This window comes from Floridaenema flaviceps BLCC-F50 (genome assembly GCF_041929275.2).
Classification (GTDB): Bacteria; Cyanobacteriota; Cyanobacteriia; order Cyanobacteriales; family Aerosakkonemataceae; genus Floridanema; species Floridanema flaviceps.
Genome location: NZ_JBHFNR020000003.1, coordinates 435692 through 462500, shown reverse-complemented (window position 1 = coordinate 462500; position 26809 = coordinate 435692). Strand labels below are relative to the sequence as shown.

Here is a 26809-nt window from a genome sequence, read left to right as displayed (position 1 = left end):
CCCAACATCTCACGACACGAGCTGACGACAGCCATGCACCACCTGTGTTCGCGCTCCCGAAGGCACTCCTCCCTTTCAAGAGGATTCGCGACATGTCAAGTCCTGGTAAGGTTCTTCGCGTTGCATCGAATTAAACCACATACTCCACCGCTTGTGCGGGCCCCCGTCAATTCCTTTGAGTTTCACACTTGCGTGCGTACTCCCCAGGCGGGATACTTAACGCGTTGGCTACGGCACTGTGAGGGTCGATACTCACAACACCTAGTATCCATCGTTTACGGCTAGGACTACAGGGGTATCTAATCCCTTTCGCTCCCCTAGCTTTCGTCCTGTGAGTGTCAGTTGTGGTCCAGCAGAGCGCTTTCGCCACCGGTGTTCTTCCCAATCTCTACGCATTTCACCGCTACACTGGGAATTCCCTCTACCCCTACCACACTCTAGCTCTTCAGTTTCCACCGCCCCTCAGTGGTTAAGCCACTGGTTTTAACGGCAGACTTGAAGAGCCACCTACGGACGCTTTACGCCCAATAATTCCGGATAACGCTTGCATCCTCCGTATTACCGCGGCTGCTGGCACGGAGTTAGCCGATGCTGATTCCTCAAGTACCGTCAGATCTTCTTCCTTGAGAAAAGAGGTTTACAACCCAAGAGCCTTCCTCCCTCACGCGGTCTTGCTCCGTCAGGCTTTCGCCCATTGCGGAAAATTCCCCACTGCTGCCTCCCGTAGGAGTCTGGGCCGTGTCTCAGTCCCAGTGTGGCTGGTCATCCTCTCAGACCAGCTACCGATCGTCGCCTTGGTAGGCTCTTACCCTACCAACTAGCTAATCGGACGCGAGCTCATCTTCAGGCAATAAATCTTTCACCTTTCGGCACATCGGGTATTAGCAGCGGTTTCCCTCTGTTGTCCCCATCCTGAAGCTAGATTCTCACGCGTTACTCACCCGTCCGCCACTAGCTCCGAAGAGCCCGTTCGACTTGCATGTGTTAAGCAGACCGCCAGCGTTCATCCTGAGCCAGGATCAAACTCTCCATTTGATACTATTGACTCTTTTTGTTTCCAGCTACGCTAGAAACTCTTTATAAATTTCTTTGACGAGCTTGGCTTTTTTTGGCTTTCAAACTATACTTTTTTCTAGGTTCGGGCGCGACTTGGAGTGCTTTGCTTGTGCTTGGCTTTCTCTCGACCGCTTTACTAATGTATCAACCCCTAAAGGGTTTGTCAACACTTTTTCTAAACTTTTTTTTTGGAAGGTCAGGATTGGCTTTTGGAGAGGGTTTTGAGTTAAGTTAACTCCAGAAGACTAAAAGTTACAGAGGAAAAATTAAGTGGTTAATACAACTGCTGTTTTACCGTCTTGGTTGGTTTTGGATTCTATCCTACAGAATTGGTTGTTGGAGGATTTGGGTCGAGGCGATCGCACTACGCAAAGCCTATTATCAGGACAGGTGCGCGTGGGAAGGGCGGAGTGGATTGCTAAAGAAGCAGGGGTCATCGCTGGATTACCCATTGCTTCTAGGGTTTTTCAGTTTATGAGTCAGCAAGTGCGCTTTGTGCCAATAGTTGCTGAGGGAACTTGGTGCGAGAAAAGGGACGTGATTGCGCGAATACATGGCCCTGCTGATGCGTTGTTAATGGGAGAACGGGTGGCTTTAAATATAGTTATGCACTTGAGTGGGATTGCGACTCTGACTCGGCAGTATGTAGATAAAATTGCAGATTTACCTGTGAAATTAGTCGATACTCGCAAAACTAGACCGGGTTTGCGATTATTGGAAAAGTACGCATCGCAACTAGGGGGGGCGGTGAATCATCGCATGGGTTTGGATGATGCGGTGATGATTAAGGATAATCATATTCAGGCGGCTGGTGGGATTGGAAATGCGATCGCACTTATTCGCGATCAAATGCCCTTTCCCCTAACCATTGAAGTAGAAACGGAAAACATTAATCAAATCAAAGAAGCTCTAGAACATGGTGCTGACATTATCATGCTAGATAATATGCCGCTACAAATGATGTACCAAGCGGTAGAGATTATCCGTCAGTTTAACCATCGGATTAAAATTGAAGCATCAGGCAATATTACTCTAGAAAATATCCGTGCAGTCGCTGAAACTGGGATAGACTATATTTCCACCAGCGCACCTATTACTCGTTCTACTTGGTTAGATGTGAGTATGAAGCTGGATATGAATACCATGAATTAAAAGACAAGTTGCTTAGGTTGTAAGCAAAAATTTCCATGAATTCCACGATTGAACAATTAAAAACGAAGTTTCAGAAAGCTTTGATTGCAGCTTTTGGTAATGATTATGCTGAAGTAGATCCGATGTTGGTGTCTGCTAGCAATCCTAAATTTGGTGATTATCAATCTAATGCTGCATTGGTGCTTTCTAAGCAACTGAAACAAGCACCAAGGACGATCGCAGAAACAATAATTCGGCATCTTGACATAGCAGATATCTGTCTGACTCCAGAAATAGCTGGATCTGGTTTTATTAACTTAACCATTAAACCGGAATATTTGGAAGGGCAAATAAATGCTATTCAAACAGATTCTCGTTTAGGAATTTCACCAACCAAAAATCCTCAACGAGTAATTGTTGATTTTTCCAGTCCTAATATTGCCAAAGAAATGCACGTTGGACATTTACGTTCAACAATTATTGGTGATTGTATTGCCCGGATTTTAGAATTTCAAGGGCAAGATGTTCTCAGACTCAATCATGTGGGAGATTGGGGAACTCAATTTGGAATGTTGATTGCCTATTTGAGAGAAGTTTGCCCGGAAGCATTGATTACCGCTAATGCAGTTGATTTGGGCGATTTAGTTGAGTTTTATCGTAAGGCTAAAAAGCGGTTTGATGAAGATGAAACTTTCCAAGAAACGGCAAGGAAAGAAGTTGTAAAATTACAATCTGGTGTAGAAGATTCGCGTCGCGCATGGCAGTTACTTTGCGAACAATCTCGGCGGGAATTTCAAGTAATTTACAATTTGCTAGATGTTAAACTAACGGAAAGGGGAGAGTCTTTTTATAATCCTTTGTTACCAGATGTTGTTGAAAATTTGGCAAAGACAGGATTACTGGAAGAAAATGCTGGTGCTCAGTGTGTTTTCCTAGAGGGATTTAGTAACAAAGAAGGTCAACCTTTGCCTTTAATTGTGCAAAAATCCGATGGGGGTTATAACTACGCCACTACTGATTTAGCTGCATTACGTTATCGGATTCTTCAAGATCGTGTCCAGAGAATTATTTACGTTACTGATGCAGGGCAAGCAAATCATTTTGCACAGGTTTTTCAAGTAGCAAAACGTGCTGGTTGGATTCCTGATAATTTAGAGTTAGTTCATGTTCCTTTTGGGCTAGTTCTGGGTGAAGATAACAAGAAGTTAAAAACTCGTTCTGGGGACACTGTACGATTAAAAGATTTGTTGGATGAAGCGATCGCTCATGCTCGCGCCGACTTAGAAGCTAGACTAAAAAAAGATAATCGCCAAGAATCTGAAGAATTTATCGCTAATGTTGCTCAAATAATTGGTATTAGTGCGGTTAAATATGCTGACTTAAGCCAAAATCGCAACAGCAACTATGTCTTCAGTTTCGATAAAATGCTCTCTCTTGAAGGGAATACCGCACCCTATTTACTTTATGCTTATGCGCGGATTCGTAGCATTGGACGTAAGGGGAATATAGACTTTGAGCAATTACAAAAATATGCTAAAGTGCTATTGCAAGAAGAGGAAGAATTTGTATTAGCAAAACATTTGCTACAACTGGGCGAAATTCTCAAAAGTATTGAGCAAGATTTGTTACCTAATCGTCTTTGTGAGTACTTGTATGAACTGAGTAAAAAGTTCAACAAGTTCTATGAAAAACGCGAAGTATTAAAAGCAGAAGAACCGCAAAGAAGTTCGCGTTTGATTCTTTGCGATATTACTGCTAGAACTCTCAAACTGGGATTGTCTTTATTGGGGATTCAAGTCTTAGAAAGAATGTAAACTATTAGGTTCGTTGTGAACACTTTAGTGTTCCGCTTTGGGAAGAGAACGACTAAAGTCGATACAACGAACTTTAAATCATGAGGTTCGTTGTGAACACTTTAGTGTTCCGCTTCGGGAAGAGAACGACTAAAGTCGATACAACAAACTTTAAATCATGAGGTTCGTTGTGAACACTTTAGTGTTCCGCTTCGGGAAGAGAACGACTAAAGTCGATACAACGAACCTATTTTAGAGGATGATTTTTTGGTATTCTTGTTCGGTGATGATATCTTTGGTGGTTTCTAGGCGATCTAAAAATACCATACCGTCTAGGTGATCATATTCATGTTGGAAAATTCTGGCGACAAAATCGGTTAATTCTTGTTTTTCTAACTTGCCATCTCTCGTCGTATATTCAACTTCAATTGTCTGATATCTGGGGACTAAACCGCGAATTCCCGGAACACTCAAACAACCTTCCCAATCTTTTACTACCTCTGTTGAATGTCCGATAATGCGAGGATTAATCATTGCGGTTGCAGGCATTGAGGGAGCGTTGGGATATCTGAGAGTTGGACGAGACGCAACAATAAAGAGACGATACGATTTTGCTACTTGGGGTGCAGCTATCCCAACGCCGTTTTGAGCAACAGCAGTATTGATTAAATCATCAATTAGTTTTTGAATTCGTTCATCATGAACATCATGAATTGGTTGGGCTTGTTGGCGTAAGATGGGATTACCAAGTTGGGAGATTTGCAAGATTTCAGACATAATGATTCAAGATTATGAGTAAGGGAAGAAACTAACTAACTATTTTAAGGTTCATCTTCTGTTGTTGTGCTAGCAGGGAGTGGACTAAGCTGGACTTGTAAATTCTGAGATTGATTATTGCGTTGGAGTTGGATGTTTAAACGATCGCCAACCTTATATTTCTCTATTTCGTCCTGGACTTGATCGGATTTGCTGACAGTGCGATCGCCAATTTTTTGAATTATATCTCCTGGCTTGATTCCTGCTCTAGATGCGGGAGAATTACTGACAGTGCGAATAACCAAAACTCCGCGATTAGCAGTTATATTAATTTTGCCATCGCTAGCAGCTTTCAACCTTTCTTTAACTTCAGGAGTTAAATCTACCATTTGCACGCCGATGAAAGGATGATCGACTTTGCCTCTGGATATTAATTGTTGAGCAATTTGTTGGGCTCGATTAATTGGAATGGCAAAACCTAGACCTTGAGCACCACCAATAATTGCTGTATTAATCCCAACTACTTCACCACGAGAGTTTAACAAAGGCCCTCCCGAATTACCAGGATTAATCGCTGCATCTGTTTGAATAAAACCAATGCGTTTGTCGGGAACTCCTACTTGGGAACTGCTTCTTTCAGTAGCACTAATTACACCCACAGTAACAGTTTTATCTAAACCAAGAGGATTACCAATTGCGATCGCCCATTCTCCTGGTTGTAACCTTTCCGAATTACCTAAAGCAACCGTAGGCAACTTATTAGCATTTATTTTTACTACTGCAATATCAGTTACTTTGTCTTCACCTAAAACTTTACCTGCAAAACTACGACCATCACTAAGCGTTACTTTAACTGTATCTGCACCATCAATTACATGAGCATTAGTTAAAACTTGTCCTTCAGCATTAATTAAAAAACCCGATCCCGTTCCTTGTCGTACTCTGCGGGAAGGTGGAGGTGCGCCAAAAAATCTGCGAGAAAATGGATCGCCATATCCTTCAGCTATATCCGTCCTAACTCTACGAGAAGAGTCTATTCTTACAACTGCTGGGCCAACTTTTTCCACCGCTTCGACGACAAAGTTAGAAGTTCTGGGATTTGTTTGGGAAACTGGAATGGGAGAGTTTTGATTTTGATTGTCGGATGAATCAGGTTCGCTTTTTAAAGCCGAAGGTCGGGAACAGCCGGATAAAAATGCAATCCCTGCTGCTACCGTTAGCAACACTCGCTGAATAGTTGGTTTTCTTCCCGGAAAATTGACCAATATCATGGTTTTGTCAAATCAAGCATCTAATTCTTATACTGCACGAATCCGATTAACCTTGGTTGGCTTATATCTACCACTGTAGAGTTGTTAAGCTGATGGCATAATTGATTTTTGCCTGTTAGCACTAGGGGAAAAGTTTGTGGACGTTCGTCTTGAGAGTCTCTGGAGTCAAGTATTGGAACGGTTACAGGTACAATTAAGCCGCCCCACTTTTGAAACCTGGATTAAAACCGCAGCGGCTGAACAGCTGGAAAACAATTGTTTGGTGATTCGCACACCTAACCCATTTGCGCGGAATTGGCTTCAGAAGTACTATATCAAGACGATCGCAGATGTAGTACAAGACATTTTAGGTCATCCTGTAGAAATTTACTTCACGGTTGACCAAGGTGAGGAAACTTCTACTAATGCTGACACCCAAATTTTTTGGCCCTTACCCGATGAGGCGAGAACTTCCGAAAATTTGGAAAGGCATCGATTAAAACCAAGTACACTTAACCCTAAGCACGTTTTTTCTCGGTTTGTTGTTGGGCCAAATAATCGCATGGCGCACGCTGCATCTTTAGCGGTTGCGGAATCTCCCGGAAGAGAATTTAATCCTTTGTTTCTTTGTGGTGGAGTTGGGTTAGGGAAGACTCATTTAATGCAAGCGATCGGTCATTACCGTTTAGAAATTGCCCCTGATTCTAAAATATTTTACGTTTCAACCGAGCAATTTACAAATGATTTAATTGCGGCGATTCGTAAGGATAGTATGCAGAGTTTTCGGGAACATTATCGGGCAGCTGATGTAATTTTAGTTGATGATATCCAATTTATTGAAGGTAAGGAATATACCCAAGAAGAATTTTTTCATACTTTTAATACTTTACACGAAGCTGGTAAACAGGTGGTTCTAGCGTCCGATCGCCCCCCAAACCAAATCCCCCGTTTACAAGAACGGCTTTGTTCGAGGTTTTCTATGGGTTTAATTGCTGATATTCAAACCCCAGATTTAGAAACAAGAATGGCAATTTTGCAAAAGAAAGCCGAATATGAAAATATGCGGTTGCCTCGTGATGTAATTGAATATATTGCGACTAATTACACTTCTAACATTCGGGAATTAGAAGGTGCATTAATTCGGGCTGTGGCTTATATGTCGATTTCTGGATTGCCGATGACGGTGGAAAATATTGCGCCGATTTTAAATCCACCAACTGAGAAAGTAATGGTAACTCCTGAATCAGTTTTATTGGTAATTGCTGATGCTTTTAATGTGCCGATTGATGATTTAAAAGGTAATTCCCGCAGAAGGGAAATTAGCGTGGCGAGACAAATTGGAATGTATTTGATGCGCCAACATACAGATTTGAGTTTACCTCGAATTGGTGAAGAATTCGGAGGAAAAGATCATACAACTGTGATGTATAGTTGTGACAAAATTGCCCAATTGCGAGATAGCGATCCGAGTATGGCACAAACTTTGCGGCAGTTGAGCGATCGCATAAACCTAGCCAGTCGTGGATAAGCGATCGCACAACCCAAAAATTCCAGCTAAACTGAGGGCAGGATTGCTCAACTCTCTCTAGTCATGACTGTTGCCAAAGACTTAGAAATCTTCGATGACGATCTAGAAGCTGATGTCCTAGAGGATGTTATATTTCCTCCAGGTGACTTGCTCAGTGATGAACCACCCTTGGAAAACGAACTCCATTTACGACAGTTAATCTTGTTAATTCAATGTCTGGAGTGGTTATGGCGCGACAGGCAAGACTTTTATGCCTTTGGTAATCTGACAATTTACTATAGTCCCCGTCAACGCAAATCAGAGAAATTCCGAGGGCCTGACTTTTTCGTAGTTTTAGGAACTGAGCGAAAACCGCGCAAAAGTTGGGTAGTTTGGGAAGAAGATGGCAAGTATCCCAATGTAATTGTAGAGGTACTTTCTCCCAAAACAGCAAAGATCGATCGGGGTTTGAAGAAGCAGCTGTACCAGGATACGTTTCGGACACCCGATTATTTTTGGTTTGACCCTAAAACGCTTGAATTCAAAGGGTTTCATCTGGTTGATGGACGATATCAAGAACTCGTCCCAAACGAACAGGGGAGGTTGTGGAGCGAGCAGTTGGGATTGTGGTTAGGGATTCATGAGTCAATGCTACGCTTGTTTACACCAGAAGGAAATTTAATCCCTGCACCGGAAGAAGCAGTAGAACAGGAACGCCAACTTAAGGAACAGGAACAGCAACTTAAGGAACAGGAACAGCAACGAGCCGAACGGATGGCTCAGAAGTTACGAGAATTGGGTATCGATCCGACGGATCTGTAGGTTGGCGATCGCATAAGACATCTCCAAAAAAGATTGTAGAGACGTTGTATACATTGTAGAGACGTTGTATACAACGTCTCTACAGCATGGGTATAAAGTCTCTACAACTTGCATATAGCGTCTCTACAAGGTTTTGGATTTAAGTATGCGATCGCTAATTAGCCAGACATCATATCAATTTTATTCCTGGGTCGTTAAAAAATAAGGCTAAACTCGCCCGTATTTTATTCTGGAGAAAATTTGGGAAAAAGTCGGGATGTTAGAGTAAAAAGCTTTAAGTACAAATACTCTGTGGAAAACTTAGGGGTTTTTTCCACAAGTTTTCCACAGAATCATAAATTTGTAAAACAGAGAAGACAGGTATTTTCAGTGTTTTTCCACATTTTCCACAGGCTTGATAACAAAATTGTTAATAAAGTATATAAAGATACAAAAATCTTTATGAGTACGTTGTTGCGAGCCCGCCCGGAAATCAATTTCCGGGCTAATAGCTCAAGTCCATTAAAATGGACTGAAAGTTTAATTGAAAGCATTAGGACTTACGCAGTGACTCTAAATATGCTGGGATGGTGCGTTACACTGGCGTTAACGCACCCTACAAATAGGATGGTGCGTTACACTGGCGTTAACGCACCCTACAAATAGTCTAAGTATTTAGTCCTCTTCAGAGGACTTGAGCTATTAGCCCGGAAATTGATTTCCGGGCGGATGTTGGGACTGGTGCAAGATCTAACGGCAACGATCGGCTAAAAGTGATACGATCGCGTTCTGAGCAAAGTTTGCCAGAGTCACTGCACTTGAAGATTTGAACGGCAATGAAATTCATTTGTTCTCAAAATGACCTTAACACCCACCTTTCCTTAGTCAGTCGTGCAGTTCCCTCGCGCCCGACACATCCAGTGCTGGCAAATGTTTTGTTGACAGCAGACAGCGAAACGCAGCGAGTTAGCTTGACTGGATTTGATTTGACTTTGGGGATTAAAACTAGCTTTGCGGCACAAGTGGCGGAAGATGGAATTATTACGCTACCAGCTAAGTTGCTTAACGATATTGTTTCCCGTTTACCGGATGGTGAGATTACTGTAAGTGATGATGAGACACTTGCGATCGCAACTTTAACCTGTGCTTCTGGAAGTTACCAAGTCCGGGGGATGGGCGCAGAAGAATTTCCTGAATTACCCTCTATTGAAGATGGTCAAACTGTTAGTTTATCCGGGGAAACTTTAATCGAAGGTTTACATGGTACTCTCTTTGCTACTAGTGCTGATGAAACTAAACAAGTATTAACTGGCGTTCATCTGAAATTTGACAATGAAGGTTTAGAATTTGCGGCTACTGATGGTCATAGATTAGCAATGGTTGAGACTTTTAATCAATCAGAAGAAGCAGCAGATATAGATGATGAAGGTTTAGATTTAAATGCTACTGTCCCCGCTAGAGCTTTGGGAGAGTTAGAAAGAATTTTGCGATCGCGACAATCAGGAAATTCTGAATCTCCCGAACAAGTTGTTTCTCTCCATTTTGGTCAAGGTCAAGTAGTTTTTGAATGGTCAGAACAACGCATTACTTCTCGTTTACTTGAGGGACAATATCCCGCTTATCGTCAGTTATTACCGCCAGGTTTTAGTAAGTCTTTAACTGTAGAAAGAAAGCTGTTTTTAAGTGTTTTGGAACGGATTTCGGTTTTAACAGATCCGAAGAATCAAATCGTGAAAGCTACTTTGGATGGGGATAATCAAAAGATGACTTTATCTATTGAAGCTAAGGATGTGGGAAGTGGTAGAGAAACTATTCCGATCCAGTTTTCTGGTGACAGTATGGAGATTGCTTTTAATGTGAAATATTTGATGGAAAGTTTGCGGAATATTAGTACTCAGGAGGTGCAAATGCAGTTGAATACTGCTACTAGTCCGGTGGTTTTACAGCCGTTGGGTGGTGCGAAGGCTACTCATTTGATTATGCCTGTGCAATTGCGGAATTAGTGAAAGTTTAGAGGTTTTAGCAAGGTCTAAAATCTCTAAATGTATAGCAGTCTTATTTGATTGGGGGCAAAGATTGTTTTTTGAACCACGAAGACGCGAAGGACACGAAGAAAGAGGAGAGAAGAGTTTTATAAATTTTTGAAACCGCTACAGACGCAGAGGACGCAGAGGGAAGAGAAGGAGAGGTTTACAACTCTAATAGGAGTGCTAGATGAGTGGTAAGGTGATTGAAATTCTTTCGGCGGAAGAGGTAAGACGCACTGTTAACCGCATGACTTCTCAGGTGGTGGAAAGGTGTCTTGATTTGTCTAAGTTGGCTTTGTTGGGTATTCACAGTAGGGGTGTGCCTTTGGCGCATTTGATGGCAAGGCAAATTCATTTATTGGAACAAATTGAAGTGCCTGTAGGTGCTTTGGATATTACTTTTTATCGGGATGATTTAGATCGAATTGGTATGCGAGCTCCTTTAAAATCTGATATTCCTTTTGATGTTTCGGGAAAGACGATCGTCCTCGTAGATGATGTAATTTATAAGGGGCGAACTGTTCGTGCTGCACTAAATGCTGTGATTGAATATGGTAGACCAGAATCAATTTTATTGGCTGTGTTGGTCGATCGGGGACATCGGGAGTTACCTATTCAACCTGATTTTACGGGGAGACAATTACCAACTGCTAAAGATGAACAGGTAAAAGTTTATTTACAAGATTTGGATGGCAAGGATGGTGTAGAGTTAATTAAACCTTAAAGTAGGGTAAAATTTTTAACATCAATAAGAATTATAATTAATAGGAATGCTGTCCTATATCAATTAGATTAAACAAATCTATGGCAGAAACTCAGGTACGGAAAGCAGACCATTTACGCATCTGTCTGGAAGAATCTGTACAATTTCAGCAAACTACTAATGGTCTGGAAAAGTATAAGTTTACTCACTGTTGTTTACCAGAAATTAATCGGGATGAAATAGATTTAACAACTAGTTTTTTGGGGAAAAAGTTGGCTGCACCTTTGCTAATTTCTTCGATGACTGGAGGGACAGAATTTGCCGGGGAAATTAATCAGAGGTTGGCGAAGATAGCCCAACATTATAATATTGCAATGGGGGTTGGTTCCCAAAGGGTAGCGGTAGAAGATCCGCAGGTGGGGAAAACTTTTGCGGTGCGATCGCACGCCCCAGACGCTCTCTTATTCGCTAATTTGGGGGCGGTACAATTAAACTATGAATATGGCATCGATCAATGTGAAAAAGTCATTGATTTATTAGCAGCAGATGCGCTAATTTTACATTTGAATCCCTTGCAAGAATGCGTCCAAACGAAAGGCGATACTAACTTTCGGGGATTGTTAGCCAAAATTGCTAAGTTGTGTAAAAAATTGCCCGTACCTGTGATCGCTAAAGAAGTGGGTAATGGGATTTCTGGGGAAATGGCACAAAAGTTAATTGATGCAGGTGTAGCTGCGATCGATGTGGCTGGCGCAGGTGGTACTTCTTGGGCGAAAGTGGAAAGCGAAAAGGCACAAGACCCCATGCAGCGACGTTTGGGGCAAACTTTCACCGATTGGGGCATTCCTACGGCAGAATGTATTGTTAACGTTCGTGAAGTTGCGCCTGACGTGCCGTTAATCGCTTCTGGAGGCTTGCGCGATGGCTTGGAGGTGGCGAAAGCGATCGCACTAGGCGCAGATCTCGCAGGTCTAGCAATGCCGTTTTTACAAGCTGCGGCTGTCTCGGAAGCAGCGTTACACGAACTAGTGCAGATGTTAATAGCAGAAATTACCACTGTATTGTTTTGCACAGGTAATGCCACTCTCAAAGATTTGAAACACTCAAAATCCCTAAAAAGATTAGGATAGTAGTTAGTAGTTAGTAGTTAGTGGTTGGTAGCAAAACAACTAACAACTAACAACTAACCACTAGTCACTAACAATTGACAACTAAAATGCGTGATTTCTTCAAATACACCTTTGCCAGTTTCCTCGGTATTCTGATTTTCTTTGGTCTGGGTACTGGAGGATTAATTTTCTTGCTGATTTCGGCAGCAATGAAAGATACTGGGCCACAAGTTAAAGATAAATCAGTTTTAGTTTTTGACTTATCTACCAAAATTACTGATACTAACCCAGGTTCAGGTACAGGTGAATTGTTACAAAAAGCTGTCTCAGGAGAAAGAGACAATGCACTGACTCTCCGCACAGTTTTAGAAACAATTAATAGAGCAGCAGCCGATCGGCGAATTGTGGCTATTTATTTAGATGGTAGTGGAGAATCAGAAGGGGGAATCTCTGGCTTTGCTACTCTCAAAGAAGTGAGAAGAGCACTAGAAAACTTCAAAGCTACTGGGAAAAAGATTATTGCTTATGATGTAGATTGGGATGAACCTAAGTATTATTTAGGTTCTGTAGCAAACACCATCATAGTTAATCCGATCGGTAGTGTAGAAGTCAATGGTTTGCGTTCAGAAACTATGTTTCTCAGTGGTGCTTTAGAGAAATATGGTGTAGGAGTACAAGTACTTCGAGTTGGTAAATATAAGTCAGCTGTAGAACCATTTCTTCTCAAAGAATTTAGTTCAGAGAACCGCCAACAAACCCAAAGATTATTGAATGATGTTTGGGGTGATTTCCGCGCTACTGTTGGCAAGAGTCGCCAATTAACTCCGCAACAAATTCAGGCGATCGTAGACAGTAGAGGTTTGCTAATGGCAAATGAATCCCAAAAAAGTCGCCTAGTAGATAAAGTAGCTTATTTCGATCAGGTAGTAGCTGACTTAAAAAAACTGACTGGTAGTGATGACGAGGAAGATGAAAAAACTTTCCGCCAAATTAACCTGACTACTTATGCCAGAGTTCCTGATTCCGAAGTCAGTAAAGAACGCTCATCAAAAAATAAAATTGCTATTGTTTATGCGGAAGGAGAAATTGTCAGTGGAGAAGGCAGTTTAAGGCAGGTAGGAGGCGATCGCCTTGCCAGACAACTACGCCAACTGCGGCAAAATAAAGATGTCAAAGCAGTAATTCTACGGGTGAATAGTCCCGGTGGTAGTGCTAGCGCTTCTGAGGTGATTCAAAGAGAAGTAAAACTGACTCGTCAGGTTAAACCAGTTGTAGTTTCAATGGGAAATTATGCTGCTTCTGGTGGTTATTGGATCTCTACTTATGCCAACCGAATTTTTGCAGAACCAAATACAATTACTGGTTCTATTGGTGTGTTTGGATTAATCCCAAACCTACAAAAATTAGCTAATAATAATGGTGTAACTTGGGATGTGGTAAAGACTGGTCGTTTTGCTGACTCCCAAACTGTTTCTCGTCCGAAAAGCCCAGAAGAATTGGCGATTTATCAAAACTCAGTTAATCAAGTTTACTATCAGTTTGTTGGTAAAGTTGCTGATTCTCGTAAGCTGCCAGCTACTAAAGTACAAGAAATCGCTCAAGGCAGAGTTTGGTCAGGTTTAGCAGCAAAACAAATTGGGTTGGTTGATGAACTTGGCGGCATCAATGAGGCAGTTAAATATGCTGCTAAAGAAGCTAAATTAGGTGATGATTGGGAGCTAAAACAATTTAGTAGAAGTGGTTCTTTAGAAGAACGAATTTTGAAAAATCTGTTTAGTTATGCCCCAAGTATTTCTAGTGAAGAACAGCCTGTAAATACAGCGATGAAGTTTGGCCCATTTGCCCAAACTTATCAACAATTAAAGGGGGAATTACAGGTTTTAGCTAACCTCAATGACCCGCTTAATGTTTATGCTCGATTGCCTTATAATATGCGGATTGATTAGTTAATGCTTCCCAGATCCCCGACTTCTTGAAGAAGTCGGGGATCTAGTTTTTATACTTTTTTGATTAAATAAGCACAACGTCGATCGCCCTGCAAAATATGTTCTACTCTTTGAATAGACACTGTTTCGCCTAATAAAGTGCGAAAAACTTCTAATTCGGAACGGCATAATAATTGACAACTACTAGCTGCCGATCGCACGGGACAATGATTTTCTACTAACAATAAAGCATCATCGGGTTGAGGAATTACTTCCGTCATGTAGCCTTCTCGATCGCGCAAATGGGCGATCGCTTTTACCTTTTGGGCCCAATCTTTACCATTAGCAATCTCAGCACTTCTGGCAGAATAAGCTTGAATTTGCCGCCCTGCGCGTTCTGCCAAAAGTTTTTCTAATCCAGAAGTGCCAAAAACTGTTTCGACTCCTCGCAATAAATCGACCATTAAATCAGCGTGACTATCGGGGAACTGGCTGGTAGAATGTTCTGTCAAATGCCAAAGCTTAACCGGACGACCTTGAGGGCGACGTTCTTCGTAATATGTCACTAACTTTTCGGCACGTAGCACTTGTAAATGTTGCCGGACAACCATTGGCGATACTCCCAGCTGTTTGGCAATGGTGGTGGCAGTTTGCGCCCCCTGCATTTTTAAGAAGTAAAGGATTTGATCTTTGGATTTTTGTCGTTCCTCCACATTCTCAACCGGGGATTTATCAGATTTGCTTATATTAAAACGGGTTTTCACGGTGGTAACTTTAGATTTCCTAATAAAAGAACGATAACATTTATCGCTTTTAAGGGCAGAATATATTAAGCCGGATTAGACAAGTAGTTTTCAAAATTACATCTTTCTATGGATAGAAAAAAGCAAAGCCCCCAAATTAAAAAAGTTAATCGCTTCTTCTTATATATTTTGGCTTGTAGTACTGTTGGTGTGGTACTGGGGGGAACTGCAAGCTGGGCGGAAAGCAATCGCTGTTGGCTAGCTGATTCTCCCAGCAAACAGTGCATAACTCAAACTCCCCTGATGTCAACCGTCCAAGGAATGAGTACTGGGTTAATCGCGGGAATATGCGCGGGACTTGGGGCGACTTGGCAAATGAATCGTGAGGAATAGCCTTAGAAACGGTAGTTGCGATCGCGCACCCATAAACTAACGGGGACTGAATTACCTTGAGCATCTACTTTCACTTCTACAACGAAGGGTAAAGGTTTTCCTTGCGATCGCGCAACTCCCGTTTGTGCCTGACTAATATCTTTGTTGAATTGTTCTCGCTGGTCTTCTGGAAAATAATAAGTTTCCAGCCCATAAGTAATGGTATCGTAACGTAACCGACCTTTGAGGGCGACTCGATTTTTTGGTAGATTTACGGGACCAGAAGCACTAACTGCGACAGGTTTCCAAGGTTGAGGACGACCGGAACTTGCTTGTTGAGCGGGTGCTTCCAGAATCACATACAAATTTAAGGAGCTTCTTTTTTGCTTTTCTAACTCGTTCCAACCAGGTAGTTTTTCTAAAGTTCCTTTCCGAGAAATATTATAATCAAGTGTTTGGGAATAACCTCTTAATAAATCATAAGGATCGACTGGCACGGTTTGCAAAATCGCTGTTTTTCCTGTTAAATAAACAAAAATAGCTTGAGCAGGAATAGCGACAATTAAAGCCGTTTGAAAAGCTAAAGGAAGCCAAAATCTCCAAGAACGGACAGTAGGGGAAGTTTCCGAATTATTAGTATTCATCTGTGTTCATCTGTGTTCATCTGTGGACATCTGTGGTTAAAAAATCCTAAGTTTATAGGAATTACTTACTCTCTGCCTGAAACTTCGATCCCCCCTAACCCCCCTTACCAAGGGGGGAATTTTCTCTAGCCCTCTTGGTAAGAGGGTTGGGGGATCTCAGTGCGTAAGTCCTAAGTTTATTATTCAGGATTAAAAGTTCTAAGATAGCGTTCAAACCAGAGCCCAGCGGCGATAATTCCGACTCCGCAAAGGAATAAAACAAAGGCTTTAAATAACAAATCGGTGTCATATTCAAACATTCTGCTAGCAATTTGTAGAGTTAGCAATATTATGCCACCCCAAAATCCGCGTCTTTCTCCGGTTGCCAATGCTTCCCGAATTAAACCTGCGGCGAGAAGAAATAAAACAGCGTTGAAAATAAAGATGGCAAATATGGGAATAGGAGCGATATTAATATGAAATAAAAGGATGATGGCAGTAATTGCGATCGCACCACCAACAACTGCACTAGTTCGCTCTATCCGTTGTGCTAAATTTAGCCATTCCCAAATTGTCAGTAAACCAAGAACTGCTACATTTATGATTAATAAAATATCGGTTGAATTAAAATTTGTCGATGGATTTGGCTGTGCAGAATTCCAAACAAACCGGAAAGAAAACAGATAATATAATACTGCCAAAAATACTAAAGCTAAATTTCTGGCTATTACCTGAAAGGGCTTTGTTTGCGAGGTATCTGTTAATCTAAACTGCCAAAATTTATCATCATATCCCCATAATAATGCAGGAGGTATTACAAAGGCAACGGTACTAATTAATGATTGTAAAAATCTGCCAGGAAGCTCGATTTGGGTTAAAGTTACTTCTAGGGAAGAGATGATTGCGATCGCGCCTATACCGAATAACCAACGCGATCGACACCAATACGCTAACGGAATAAACATGAAACTTGCTAACAGTGGCATATTTTGTAAAACTAACTTTAACCAAGAAAAATCATCTATTTCCGAAAATTCAAAAAATCCCCACCAATAGCCAATTCCGATCAACAAAGTTGAGAGAATTCCCAACAAAGTTAAACGCAAACTATAAGCCATTGCCAACACACCAATTCCCCAAACGATGTATAATCCAGCAGGAGAACCACTTTGGTGAAACATTTGCGCCATAAGTGCCATATTTGCACCTAATATTAGCGCTCCTAATAATAGTAATCCCCGACCCAAACGATTTTGCCATTGCTCAGTAGGATATTGCCATAAATAGAACCCAGCAGTATTCACCCCAACAAAAACACTCAGCAATAATAAAACCCGCAATTCTCTTGACAAATATTGCCAATTTGCTGCTACAAAAGTAATAACAGCCAACCCTAAAAGTAGACATCCTAACCCAATGATAATTACAATAAAACGATTACGTGCTGAAGTATCCAGCGCATTAAATTGATAGCGTTGGGATAATAATTCATATTGTGATTCCTCAATTAAACCTTCAGCTTGCCATTTTTGAGCTTCTTGACGTAACTGGTGACGAAACTTATCTGATACCATGAAACCGTCCTAAATAACTACAGTACTTAATAGGTACGTTGTTGCGCTTCAGCGCTCTTCTTAGCGCTGAAGCGCAACAACGTACTTAAAATTTTTTTGAGTAAAGAGGAGCATTATAGCTACATCCAACTTTAGAATATAATAGGATAGATTTAGTTTAGCCAGCTAATCTGTTTCTTCAATTTAAATATGACAGTTTCTCTAACCGTCCCTATATGGAAAAAGCTTCTAACTTATTAATTAAACTTAGTCGGCGTTTATTTACAGATCTCAATTCCCAAGAGAAATTTATTACAGCATTAACTCAACCTCAGCCTTTCCTTCCCTGTATTCTTTGGTGTCGAGAAAAGCCGGATGAATTACCTTTTTTGGTCGAAACTCCAACCGATTGGCAACCCCAATTTATTGATAGATTAGCTTTAGATAGCAAACCGGGGCAACATTCTTTACACAATGAAGGTTATTACTATTGTTTAGATTTTTCTTCAGTTTTTGCTGCTTCTATTCTGTTAACAATTCCTTCTCCAATCAAGGTAGTTTTTGATATGTGTGCTGCGCCGGGAGGAAAGGGAATTTTTGCTTGGCGACTTTTCCAACCAGAATTATTAATTAGTAATGAGGTGATTGGTAAAAGGTTGGGAATGCTGATTTCTAATTTAAAAAGATGTCAAATTCAACCATCTGTTGTGATAAATAGAGATTCTAGCGTTTTAGCAGAAAGCTTTGCTCAAACTAGCGATCTAGTGATTGTTGATGCGCCTTGTACGGGACAATCTTTATTAGCGAAGGGTGAAAAAGCGGTGGGATGTTTTCACCCAGCTAATATTAATCAATGTGCTAATCGCCAAAAGAGAATTATTGCTAATTCCGCGAAGATTGTAGCACCGCAGGGGTATTTAGCTTATATGACTTGTACATATTCACCAGAAGAAAATGAGGAAGTTTGCGAATGGTTAATTAAGAAGTTTCCGCAATTTGAGGCGGTGGAGATTGAGCATTTACGGGATTATCGATCGCACTTAACCACCATCCCCTGTTACCGAATTTTCCCCCAAGATGGATTAGGTGCTGGTGCGTTTACTGCGTTGTTTAAAAACACAGAACAGGGAACAATAAATCAGCTTGATTCAGAGATTGTAGAAAGTTCGAGCGATATTCAGTTTTTGAAACTAAAAAATCACTTATTTAAATAAATATACGGAAATGATTCTTACCCTGATGCTGAAACAACGCAATTACGTTAAAAAACCAGGTTTCTCCGTAAGTCCTAAAGAGTAAGTGAAATTGCCTAGTTAATGACAATTAAATTAAAATTAGTTAATTTAGAAAACCGTAATTTCCCGGAATTTTCCGCAATAGCTGAGTAGTTATAAACCAGCTTACGGACTGTAAGTTTGGTTAACCAAGGAGGTTAAGATGACGAAAGCTTTGCGAAAACTAGCATTAGCAATTCTAGGTTTAGGCTTGAGCCTGACGGTAATCGAAGCTAATCCTGGGCGATCGAATGCGGCTGTAATCTTTGGTAACTCCGGGCTTTCTGGTGGATATCGATGGGATACTACCCCAAGGATTATCAATGGAAATGAGCGATCGCTAAATGGTGGACTACGGTATTCATTACAAGGTGGTTCATACGAAGCCTTTCGAGACTTATTTAATTGGGTAATTATCCCTAGTGTTTCTGATTTTCAAGCAGCAGTAGAAACTGCGTTTCATGCTTGGACTTTAGTCGATCCAGTTACCGGATTAGGTACTGATTTGTCGTTTGTACCCGATCTAGGGACAAGTGTAGTAGGTACAGGTTTTGGTGGCGTTAACACTAATGGTGCTGAAATTGATCTTTTAGTATCTACTGACGCAAGTTCCTGGAATGTGGGAGATCCGGGATTGCGGGCTGAAGCTTACTTTCAGGCTCAATTAGGTGATGTCACTCTGACTTCTGGAACTACTGGTTATAGCGGAGGAGGTGCGATTTCAGGGGCAGACATTACTTTTAACAATAACAGCCAAGCATTATATAGTTTGGATTGGTTTCAATTAATATTAACTCATGAAATTGGTCACGCTTTAGGTCTGGGAGATGTTGATTTCAACCCAGGTCGTTTCATTGATGATAACTATGACGGTAGCAACAGCGCTACAGCTTTAGCTACATTGACTAATTCATGGGCGGATTTAGTAAATCCTTTCAATCCAGCAGCATCACCTTTGTCTTTGTTCAACGTTCCTAATGCTAATCCTGGTGTTGATACTTTTGGTGTTAATATTCTCATGGAAAGTGCTCTTCCCAGTTCCTTACTTGGCGATCCAATTCCATTGAAAAATGATGATTTTGGTGGTCGTCAGTTCTTGTATCCATTTGTAAGAGTTACTTCAGTTCCTGAACCTTCTGATGTTTTTGGTTTATTAGTTTTTGGGGTGTTGGGTGCAGGAACAATAATGAGAAGCAAAAAAAGAAAGGCAAAATTTGTAAAGAACCTTGAAAACTTTTCCTAACATTTAATTACCTAGCTAATATGCTAGAGTTTCTCATAGTAAGCGATCGCTTTTTGTCTTGAAAAGACTCAGGCTGATAGCGATCGCTAAAATTAAAGTAAAAAAAATTAGTAAAGACGTGAGTTTCGGGTAGCTGTCTGGGAATACTCAGAGGAGAAGTATAAAATTTCTCAAATCACTACCATGATTCAAGTACTGCCAGCTTGTCAAAACCTCCAAGAACAAGTTGAACAAATATTACAACTGTTGCATCAGGAAGCATCTTTGCGATCGCAGGATACCACCGCTGTACAAGCTTCCCTGCGAAAGGCGATTTCTCCCAAGTTTGAAATTGTCTTTGCGGGTGCGTTTAGTGCGGGGAAATCCATGCTAATCAACGCTTTGCTGGAAAGGGAGTTGCTTTACAGTGCGGAAGGGCACGCAACGGGAACCGAATGTTGTATCGAATATGCGGAAACTGAGGATCGAGAAAGAGTTGTTTTAACGTTTTTGAGTGAGGCGGAAATTCGCGAACAGGCGTTAACTTTATGTAAAAAATTAAATTTATCAGCACCGCAAAACATCAACCAACCAGAAGTAATTGATTTGCTTTGTCAAGGATGCCAAGCAATTGTTCAGCAAGAAGGTGGCGAAAGTAAATCGGAACGGGCGAAACAGGCGAAGGCGTTGTTATTGTTATTAGAAGGATATGTAGCAAATCGGGAACATATTCATACTTTGAATAACGCTACTTATTCAATGGAACAGTTTAATTTTTCTAACTTAAAAGAAGCGGCGAGTTATGCGCGACGTGGAAGTAATAGCGCAGTTTTAAAACGCATTGAATATCACTGTTATCATCCCTTATTGCAAGATGGTAATGTGTTAATTGATATGCCGGGAATTGATGCGCCAGTCAAGAGAGATGCAGAATTAACTTATCGCAAGATTGAAGATCCAGAAACTTCGGCGGTTGTTTGTGTTTTGAAACCTGCATCGGCGGGTGATATGACGACAGAAGAAACGGAATTGTTGGAAAAAATGCGGGCAAATCCAGGGATTCGCGATCGCGTTTTCTACATTTTCAATCGCATCGATGAAACTTGGTACAATAGCCAATTAAGACAACGCTTAGAAGATTTAATTCATTCGCAATTCCGGGAGACACCAAAGGTTTATAAAACTAGCGGTTTGCTGGGATTTTATAGCAGTCAAATTAAGGGGTCTAGTGGACGCGATCGCTATGGTTTAGATACCGTTTTTGTCGAAAGCGTCAAAGGTTTAAATGGACAAGAAGAAACGCCACAATTTGTCTATGCTTTTAACAACTATTGTGGCACTTCCCGCAAATTACCCAGCCATTTTCGCATCTCTATTAATGGCTATGAGTCACCGAATGAAAATTATGTGCGTATCCTTTCCGAATGGGGAACACCATTAATTAATCAACTAATTCAAGATAGCGGAATTGATGAATTTCGAGATGCAATAACTCGTTACTTGACTTTAGAAAAACGTCCCCAACTCTTTGCAAGTTTGGCTGATGACTTGCAACCTGTATGTATTAGTCTGCGGAAACACTATTTATCGCTATACCGAGAATTGGATAGTCAGCCTCGCGAAATTGAAGCGATGAAAGCGCAGGAATTAAGCAGATTAAATCAGCAATTGCAACAAATTGGGCAGGAATTTCGCCAACATATAGCGGATGAAATTAACCAAGTGGTTACAAATACTTGCCAATATTTTGAAGATGATTTTAATAAGTTGCAATCGCGGATGATTCGCCGTTTAGATGAGTTGTTAGATAATTTTTCTGTGAGATCGGCTTATCAACGTGCAACTTTGAGTCATCCGCGCAATGCTACTGCACCTTTGTTAGCGGTTTTGGTGGAAGCACTTTACTCTTTATCTAATCAATTGGAAGATATTTTAGTTGAGTCTTCCCAGGAAGTAATTGCTAGTTTTTTCCAACGTTTAGTTGAGCGAATTCGGAAGTCTGATTATTATCGCAATTTGTACCGACTTTTAGGGAATGATGGTGGTATTGAGCAACAGTTAAAAGTGTTGGAAAAACAGGTAACTCAAGCTTTGATCAGTGAGGCTAAGGTGGAGTGCGATCGCTACGTGCGAGAAAGTCCTCGTTTTTACGATGAAGGAACTTTTTCAATTTATCAATTCCGCCAAACTTTACTACAAACTTCTCAAGGTTACGACTGCGAAAGCATGGTAGAAGCAGAACCAGCAATTCGCCAACTTTTAAAGTTAGACTTTGAGCCCAAAGTTTCCACCACAATTAAACGTAACTTCCGCCAAACCATCAACCAAACAATTAACACCCAATTGTTACCAATGGCGACTCATCAAGCAGATGAAATCCTGCAACAATACAATCAAGCGCGTGCTTATCTAGAGAAAGCTTTGGCGAAAGAAGCTGAAGAAAAAATTGCCCGAAACGATCGATTTTTGCAAGAAGTTAAACAAAAAATGGAGGAATACAATCAAGCAATTTCGGGAATCAACGCTTGTTTACAAACCATGCAACTCTATGAAAAAGTTCTCCCAGAAATCCGAGAAACTGATTTCATTCCCGTTGTTGTTAAAGAGGAGGTTGCAGACACTTCAGAGTAAATAGCAAAGTAGTATGTAGGGTGCGTTAACGCAGTGTAACGCACCAAACCCCTAAAATGATGACCTTTTTACTAAGACAATGTAACGGTGATTATGAGTAATAGATTTCAGCTACTAGACAGAGATGATGATGTATTGTCCTTTGAGCAAGACAAAATGTTGAAAGTTGGTCAACTTAAAGAGGAAATTCGGCAAAATTTTTCTCAATTTGCTAGAGATTCTTTCAGTTACGGTCGAAACCACTTACGTTTGGAGAATTATTCAAAATTAAAGTTAATTTATGGTTTGTTCAATGAAATTAACTGGCAATGTTCGCCTAGTGAGGGAATAGATTGTGAAGTTTTAAGGCTTGGTGCTCAAAATTGGCAAAAGGGTAAACTTAAAATACAGGTTGTTTTAAAATTTTTATCTCCACTAGAACAGCAGCCATTGCAATACGTAGAGGCTAAAAAAATGGATGACAAATTGAGGGAAAAAAACCTCACAATTTCTGAGATTATGGACATAAAAGTTATCTTAGAATTTTGTCCAGATACTCCAGAAATAATCGAACCAGAATCGCCACTTGACGATTTAAGACGGATGATGAATGAAAATAGTAAATAGTACACTTACAACTTCAGGAGATTAACATGGAATACAATTACTATTTGCAAAATTGTAGCAATGATGATGTTATACAATTTTCAAATGCTATACACAAAATTGGTCAATTAAAAACGGCTATGGAGCTTGCAGCCAATAACGAAAACAAGCTACCTTATACACTATTTTGCGCTTTAAAGGAACAAGGCGTAACACTAGAAAGCTTAGTTGCAACACAAAAATTATTCGCTGATGGGTTAGATGCTGAAACTTTAAAAATTGGTGCTAAAGGTTGGCAAAAAGGAAAAATTCGAGTAAGAGTTACTTTAGAATTTGAACCGGAAGAACCAGAAAGTAACGAACCAGAATCACCCTTGGATGATTTACGACGGATGATGAATGAGAATAGTTAGTAACAGTTAATCTGTTGTAAGTGCTTTAGCACTTAAGCACTGAAGTGCTTACAACGAACGTTTATTGTGATGGTTGGTAAGATGAGTAAAACTCCTAGAATTTCGATTCCTCCAGAAGTTAGGAAATATGTTTTTCAACGGGATAAATATCAATGTCAAAGTTGTGGCAAAACTAATGCTGAGACTGAATTAAACATCGATCACATTATTCCCCTTGCTACTGGTGGATCTAACGATATTAGTAATTTACAAACTTTGTGTTGTACTTGCAACCAGCGAAAAAAACATCATTTCGATCCTCGCTTTCGCCGTCATTTCTAATCGGAAAAGATCCCCGACTTCTTGAAGAAGTCGGGGATCTTTAGCGTGATAATTATCCAATTGTCACTTGATTAGTTTCTACAGCAGTTGCTCCATTGACTTGACGAGCTACGCTAATCATTTTGTTGAGAATTTGCTGATTAGGAACTTTCCCTTTCAGAACCACAGTACCTCCAGTTTGCGCCACGTAAAGAGTATCGATATCATCTAATTGTGGGTCTTGGTCAAAGGCTAAAGCTACTCGCTTGGCTAAACCGCTTTGATCGTATTCTCCATTTAAGCCAACACGCTCAGGAGCAATGCTTTCGGTAGCAGTGGCTGTTGTTGCGTTACCTTGGACTGCTTGTTCGGGATTGTGGGGTTTTTCTAGTCCAAAAAGTCTTTTTAACCAACCCATAATTAAACTCCTTGTAAATCACGAAAGTTTTAGTTACTTTCTCTTGGTTTTTCTAGCTTAAAAACTTTAGGCGATCGCAACCTCTTTCTACTGGAATAAAAATATTTATGCCTTTAGAAGTAGAAAATGATTGCTGATTACAAAACAACTCATCTTTACAAAGAGTTAACCAATTGTTTCTTCACTTTCATCTTCGCCAATCAGTGTGGCTAAAATTTGCGTATCTGGGTAACTTTCTAAAAGCAGCTTTTTCAGCATCACTGTTAGCGGTAGAGCCAGAAATGCACCAATTGGCCCTAAGATCCAAGTCCAAAGAATTACTGATAAAAAAGTTATTAATGTTGACAGATCTAGCCCTTTTCCTAAATAACGGGGGCCGATTACCATATCGAAAAAGTTGTTAATTACAGCGTAACCGATAAACACAATTACTGCTTTGACAATGCCAAATTTCAGAAATGTTACAACCACTGGTGGAATGAGAGCAATCACATAACCGATACTAGGAATAAAGTTGAATAAGAAGGAAAGAACGCCCCAAAGAACAGCAAAATCAACTCCTAATACTAATAGTAAAATAGTCTGCCCGATCGCTGTCATTGCACCCAACCAACTTTTAATTAACAAATAAATGCTGATACTTCTGCTGAAAACTTGGATGCGATCGAGCATCGGATTACCTACTCCTAAACCTCGGCGCAATTTTTGCGAAAAACTGGTTGCTCCTACCAACATATAGATAAAAATAAATAAAGTTAAACCTACATTGGTGAGCGTGCCTAAAAGCCCTGTTAGGAAACTAATTATTAACTGAAGAATCCTTCCTGGGCTAATCAAATTCAGTTTAACAATATCCTTGCCTTCAACTCCCCATTTAGCAATTTCTCGTTGCCAAGTAGCAAATTGCTCTTCTAAAAGCGATCGATATTTGGGTAATGCGGCTGTTAGTTGAGCGATCGAAACTCCTAAAAAGGCAATGAAAACTAAACCAACAGCAATAACTCCTAAAATGACGATCGTATAGGCTAACCATTTGGGAATCCTTTTATGCCGCAACCATAACACCAAGGGATTACAAACCAAAACAATAAACAGCGATACCAGTATTGGTCCTAAAAGCTCAGATGTAGCTTTTAAGCCTGCAATAATTATGACTATGCTTGCTAAACTGACTAGTAGACGGCTAACGGATCGATCGGGCATAGATGACACTATATGAAATATTGAACTTCTTGATTTTATGGTAATGAAAGCAAGAGGGGAAGGGGAAATATGATATATCGTTTCTTTTTAATTTTCTTACTAATGGCTGATGCAGAAACATAGAGATAGATGTATTGCCAAATATTTGATAATTGATATGAATTCCTGGCTAACTCCTGAATATATTTAGTGATGGTAAAAAAATGAGCGAGGGAACAGTTAATTTTTTAGTTTTATTGTTTCCTGTTCCCTATCAATGTTGCCGTATCAGATTAGACAGGAACTATGCTATACGAAGTGAGCGCAAAATAAACCAGAGGAAGGAGTTAACAAGACTTAATGCGATCGCACCAAGAATCGCACTCCCGATTCCCCAACGTAAGCGAAATCCTTCCACTAACCAAGCAGCTAAACCAAAGACGATGATACTGCCAATTAGAGGAATTAACCCTAAGCTAAGAATAGCATTTGCGGTTCTAAACCAAGTTGGGAATATACCCCAGATTCCGCTGAATGCGCCAATAATTGCTCCCGCAATTAAAGCAATCCAAGGGTTATCTACCTCAACGCCCGTAGGTAGCTTTGAGATGATTAATAAACTAACGGCAAGTACTACGACCGAAATCAGAAATCCAACCATTGAAAACTCCTTCTTAGCAGTAATAAAAATCCATCATGTTAACAGCGACAATTTTAGTAACACTTATATCTATACCTTAATTGTCAACGTTTCTTCCAACTTTCTCAGCATAGACATTTCTTCATTGCTAGTCCCTACGCCGAATAAACCTCTTTCTCGAACTGCTTCTGCGACTCTGCGGGCGATCGACAAAATCCAGTTTTTGAATTCTCCTGCTTGCATCGGTGTCACTTTAGCTGCTAAAATTTTCGCCACCTGCTCGAAATATGTCAAAGCTTGTTGACGACCTTGGGAAGCATTATCCAAATTTTGAAGATATGACAGCAATTCATTCTGTTTGTGCAACATTAATGCTTCACCTTCCACCGATCTCTTAGCGTCAGCTTGATTTAAAGAAGCAACCAATGATTTCATTAAATCATTTGTAATATCTTCCCGTTGCTGTTCCGCAACCATAATCTCCAACGCCGCCCGGAGTTCTTTAAGAAAAGAAACCGGATCGGTTTTATCAGCTAAAATCAACGCCGCAATTGCTTGCCAAGGTGCTTGCATCAGTATTGACCATTCACTATCAGTAAAATATTGTTGTGTCATTTTTGACTACCTGAAACTGAAATTTAAGTAGTTGAGTATGGGCAAAAAATAGCAGAAAAAAATAAAGAAAAAATAAGAGGGAAGTAGCGATGAATTAATTTTTAAATCTTAATATTTAATTATAAAATAGAAAAAAATTTATCGCTTGACAAAATGCTAGTTTGATGATTAAAAAATTCA

The 26809-nt window shown here is 40.4% G+C and carries 24 protein-coding genes and 1 rRNA gene (1 of these 25 only partly in view); 15 read left to right on the top strand and 10 right to left on the bottom strand.

Features of this window, described 5'->3' with window-relative positions:
* Positions 1-1035 (bottom strand): 16S ribosomal RNA (locus ACE1CI_RS31245); it reaches 454 nt to the left of the window's first position.
* Between the two features lie 291 nt (positions 1036-1326).
* Here ACE1CI_RS31245 and nadC point away from each other — a divergent pair.
* Together nadC and argS are read left to right on the top strand one after the other, a co-directional pair.
* Entirely contained in the window at positions 1327-2208 is an 882-nt protein-coding gene (nadC, locus tag ACE1CI_RS31240; RefSeq protein WP_413262088.1) for a carboxylating nicotinate-nucleotide diphosphorylase, read from the top strand.
* 35 nt (positions 2209-2243) lie between these two features.
* Positions 2244-4001, top strand: a complete 1758-nt coding sequence (argS, locus tag ACE1CI_RS31235; RefSeq protein ID WP_413262089.1) for an arginine--tRNA ligase — start codon at positions 2244-2246, stop codon at positions 3999-4001.
* 231 nt (positions 4002-4232) lie between these two features.
* Here the strand turns inward: argS and def are convergent, their stop codons facing one another.
* Positions 4233-4757: a peptide deformylase gene (def, locus tag ACE1CI_RS31230; protein WP_413262090.1), complete on the bottom strand. Its 525-nt coding sequence runs from the start codon at positions 4755-4757 to the stop codon at positions 4233-4235.
* 44 nt (positions 4758-4801) lie between these two features.
* The gene (locus ACE1CI_RS31225) at positions 4802-6007 is read right to left on the bottom strand and encodes an HhoA/HhoB/HtrA family serine endopeptidase (protein WP_496615947.1); all 1206 of its coding nucleotides are present in this window, start codon (positions 6005-6007) and stop codon (positions 4802-4804) included.
* Positions 6008-6143: 136 nt separating this feature from the next.
* Here ACE1CI_RS31225 and dnaA point away from each other — a divergent pair, with 136 nt between their 5' ends.
* From dnaA to sppA, 6 genes are all read left to right on the top strand, one after another.
* A complete protein-coding gene (gene dnaA, locus ACE1CI_RS31220) occupies positions 6144-7514 on the top strand; it encodes a chromosomal replication initiator protein DnaA (protein WP_413262092.1) in 1371 nt (456 codons plus the stop codon).
* A 63-nt stretch (positions 7515-7577) separates the two neighbouring features.
* A complete protein-coding gene (locus ACE1CI_RS31215) occupies positions 7578-8315 on the top strand; it encodes a Uma2 family endonuclease (RefSeq protein WP_413262093.1) in 738 nt (245 codons plus the stop codon).
* Between the two features lie 815 nt (positions 8316-9130).
* On the top strand, positions 9131-10297 hold the full coding sequence (gene dnaN / locus ACE1CI_RS31210; RefSeq protein WP_413262094.1) for a DNA polymerase III subunit beta: 1167 nt from the start codon (positions 9131-9133) through the stop codon (positions 10295-10297).
* A gap of 211 nt (positions 10298-10508) precedes the next feature.
* A complete protein-coding gene (gene pyrR, locus ACE1CI_RS31205; RefSeq protein ID WP_413262095.1) occupies positions 10509-11045 on the top strand; it encodes a bifunctional pyr operon transcriptional regulator/uracil phosphoribosyltransferase PyrR in 537 nt (178 codons plus the stop codon).
* Positions 11046-11125: 80 nt separating this feature from the next.
* Complete coding sequence (gene fni, locus ACE1CI_RS31200; protein ID WP_496615946.1) at positions 11126-12154, top strand: type 2 isopentenyl-diphosphate Delta-isomerase; 1029 nt, start codon at positions 11126-11128, stop codon at positions 12152-12154.
* Positions 12155-12240: 86 nt separating this feature from the next.
* Positions 12241-14079 carry a signal peptide peptidase SppA gene (sppA, locus tag ACE1CI_RS31195; protein ID WP_413262097.1) on the top strand — a complete coding sequence of 613 codons (1839 nt, stop codon included), beginning with the start codon at positions 12241-12243 and terminating at the stop codon, positions 14077-14079.
* A 50-nt stretch (positions 14080-14129) separates the two neighbouring features.
* On the opposite strand, the gene ACE1CI_RS31190 is transcribed toward sppA, so the two are convergent.
* Positions 14130-14822 carry an HTH domain-containing protein gene (locus tag ACE1CI_RS31190; protein WP_496615945.1) on the bottom strand — a complete coding sequence of 231 codons (693 nt, stop codon included), beginning with the start codon at positions 14820-14822 and terminating at the stop codon, positions 14130-14132.
* Between the two features lie 108 nt (positions 14823-14930).
* Between ACE1CI_RS31190 and ACE1CI_RS31185 the strand changes: the two genes are divergently transcribed.
* Complete coding sequence (locus ACE1CI_RS31185; protein ID WP_413262099.1) at positions 14931-15194, top strand: hypothetical protein; 264 nt, start codon at positions 14931-14933, stop codon at positions 15192-15194.
* A 2-nt stretch (positions 15195-15196) separates the two neighbouring features.
* Here the strand turns inward: ACE1CI_RS31185 and ACE1CI_RS31180 are convergent, their stop codons facing one another.
* Positions 15197-15817: a GDYXXLXY domain-containing protein gene (locus tag ACE1CI_RS31180; RefSeq protein ID WP_413262100.1), complete on the bottom strand. Its 621-nt coding sequence runs from the start codon at positions 15815-15817 to the stop codon at positions 15197-15199.
* A gap of 179 nt (positions 15818-15996) precedes the next feature.
* Positions 15997-17370 (bottom strand): DUF2157 domain-containing protein, encoded by a 1374-nt coding sequence (locus ACE1CI_RS31175; RefSeq protein WP_413262101.1) that lies wholly within the window; start codon positions 17368-17370, stop codon positions 15997-15999.
* Positions 17371-17585: 215 nt separating this feature from the next.
* On the opposite strand from ACE1CI_RS31175, the gene ACE1CI_RS31170 reads away from it, so the two are divergent.
* The 6 genes from ACE1CI_RS31170 to ACE1CI_RS31145 all read left to right on the top strand — a co-directional run bounded on the left by ACE1CI_RS31170 (position 17586) and on the right by ACE1CI_RS31145 (position 23795).
* Positions 17586-18563 (top strand): RsmB/NOP family class I SAM-dependent RNA methyltransferase, encoded by a 978-nt coding sequence (locus tag ACE1CI_RS31170; protein ID WP_413267629.1) that lies wholly within the window; start codon positions 17586-17588, stop codon positions 18561-18563.
* Between the two features lie 223 nt (positions 18564-18786).
* Positions 18787-19866, top strand: coding sequence for a zinc metalloprotease (locus ACE1CI_RS31165; RefSeq protein WP_413267628.1), 1080 nt, complete (start codon positions 18787-18789; stop codon positions 19864-19866).
* A gap of 183 nt (positions 19867-20049) precedes the next feature.
* Entirely contained in the window at positions 20050-22476 is a 2427-nt protein-coding gene (locus tag ACE1CI_RS31160; protein ID WP_496615944.1) for a dynamin family protein, read from the top strand.
* A 93-nt stretch (positions 22477-22569) separates the two neighbouring features.
* Positions 22570-23082, top strand: a complete 513-nt coding sequence (locus tag ACE1CI_RS31155; protein ID WP_413267626.1) for a KGK domain-containing protein — start codon at positions 22570-22572, stop codon at positions 23080-23082.
* 26 nt (positions 23083-23108) lie between these two features.
* Positions 23109-23474, top strand: a complete 366-nt coding sequence (locus tag ACE1CI_RS31150) for a KGK domain-containing protein (RefSeq protein ID WP_413267625.1) — start codon at positions 23109-23111, stop codon at positions 23472-23474.
* Positions 23475-23555: 81 nt separating this feature from the next.
* On the top strand, positions 23556-23795 hold the full coding sequence (locus ACE1CI_RS31145; protein WP_413267624.1) for an HNH endonuclease: 240 nt from the start codon (positions 23556-23558) through the stop codon (positions 23793-23795).
* A 52-nt stretch (positions 23796-23847) separates the two neighbouring features.
* Here ACE1CI_RS31145 and ACE1CI_RS31140 read toward each other — a convergent pair whose 3' ends face one another.
* The 4 genes from ACE1CI_RS31140 to ACE1CI_RS31125 form a co-directional block, all read right to left on the bottom strand.
* A complete protein-coding gene (locus tag ACE1CI_RS31140; protein WP_413267623.1) occupies positions 23848-24192 on the bottom strand; it encodes a BON domain-containing protein in 345 nt (114 codons plus the stop codon).
* A gap of 165 nt (positions 24193-24357) precedes the next feature.
* Entirely contained in the window at positions 24358-25395 is a 1038-nt protein-coding gene (locus tag ACE1CI_RS31135; protein WP_413267622.1) for an AI-2E family transporter, read from the bottom strand.
* A gap of 283 nt (positions 25396-25678) precedes the next feature.
* Positions 25679-26035, bottom strand: coding sequence for a phage holin family protein (locus ACE1CI_RS31130; RefSeq protein WP_413267621.1), 357 nt, complete (start codon positions 26033-26035; stop codon positions 25679-25681).
* A 69-nt stretch (positions 26036-26104) separates the two neighbouring features.
* Positions 26105-26629: a hypothetical protein gene (locus ACE1CI_RS31125; protein ID WP_413267620.1), complete on the bottom strand. Its 525-nt coding sequence runs from the start codon at positions 26627-26629 to the stop codon at positions 26105-26107.
* Positions 26630-26809 lie beyond the last annotated feature (180 nt).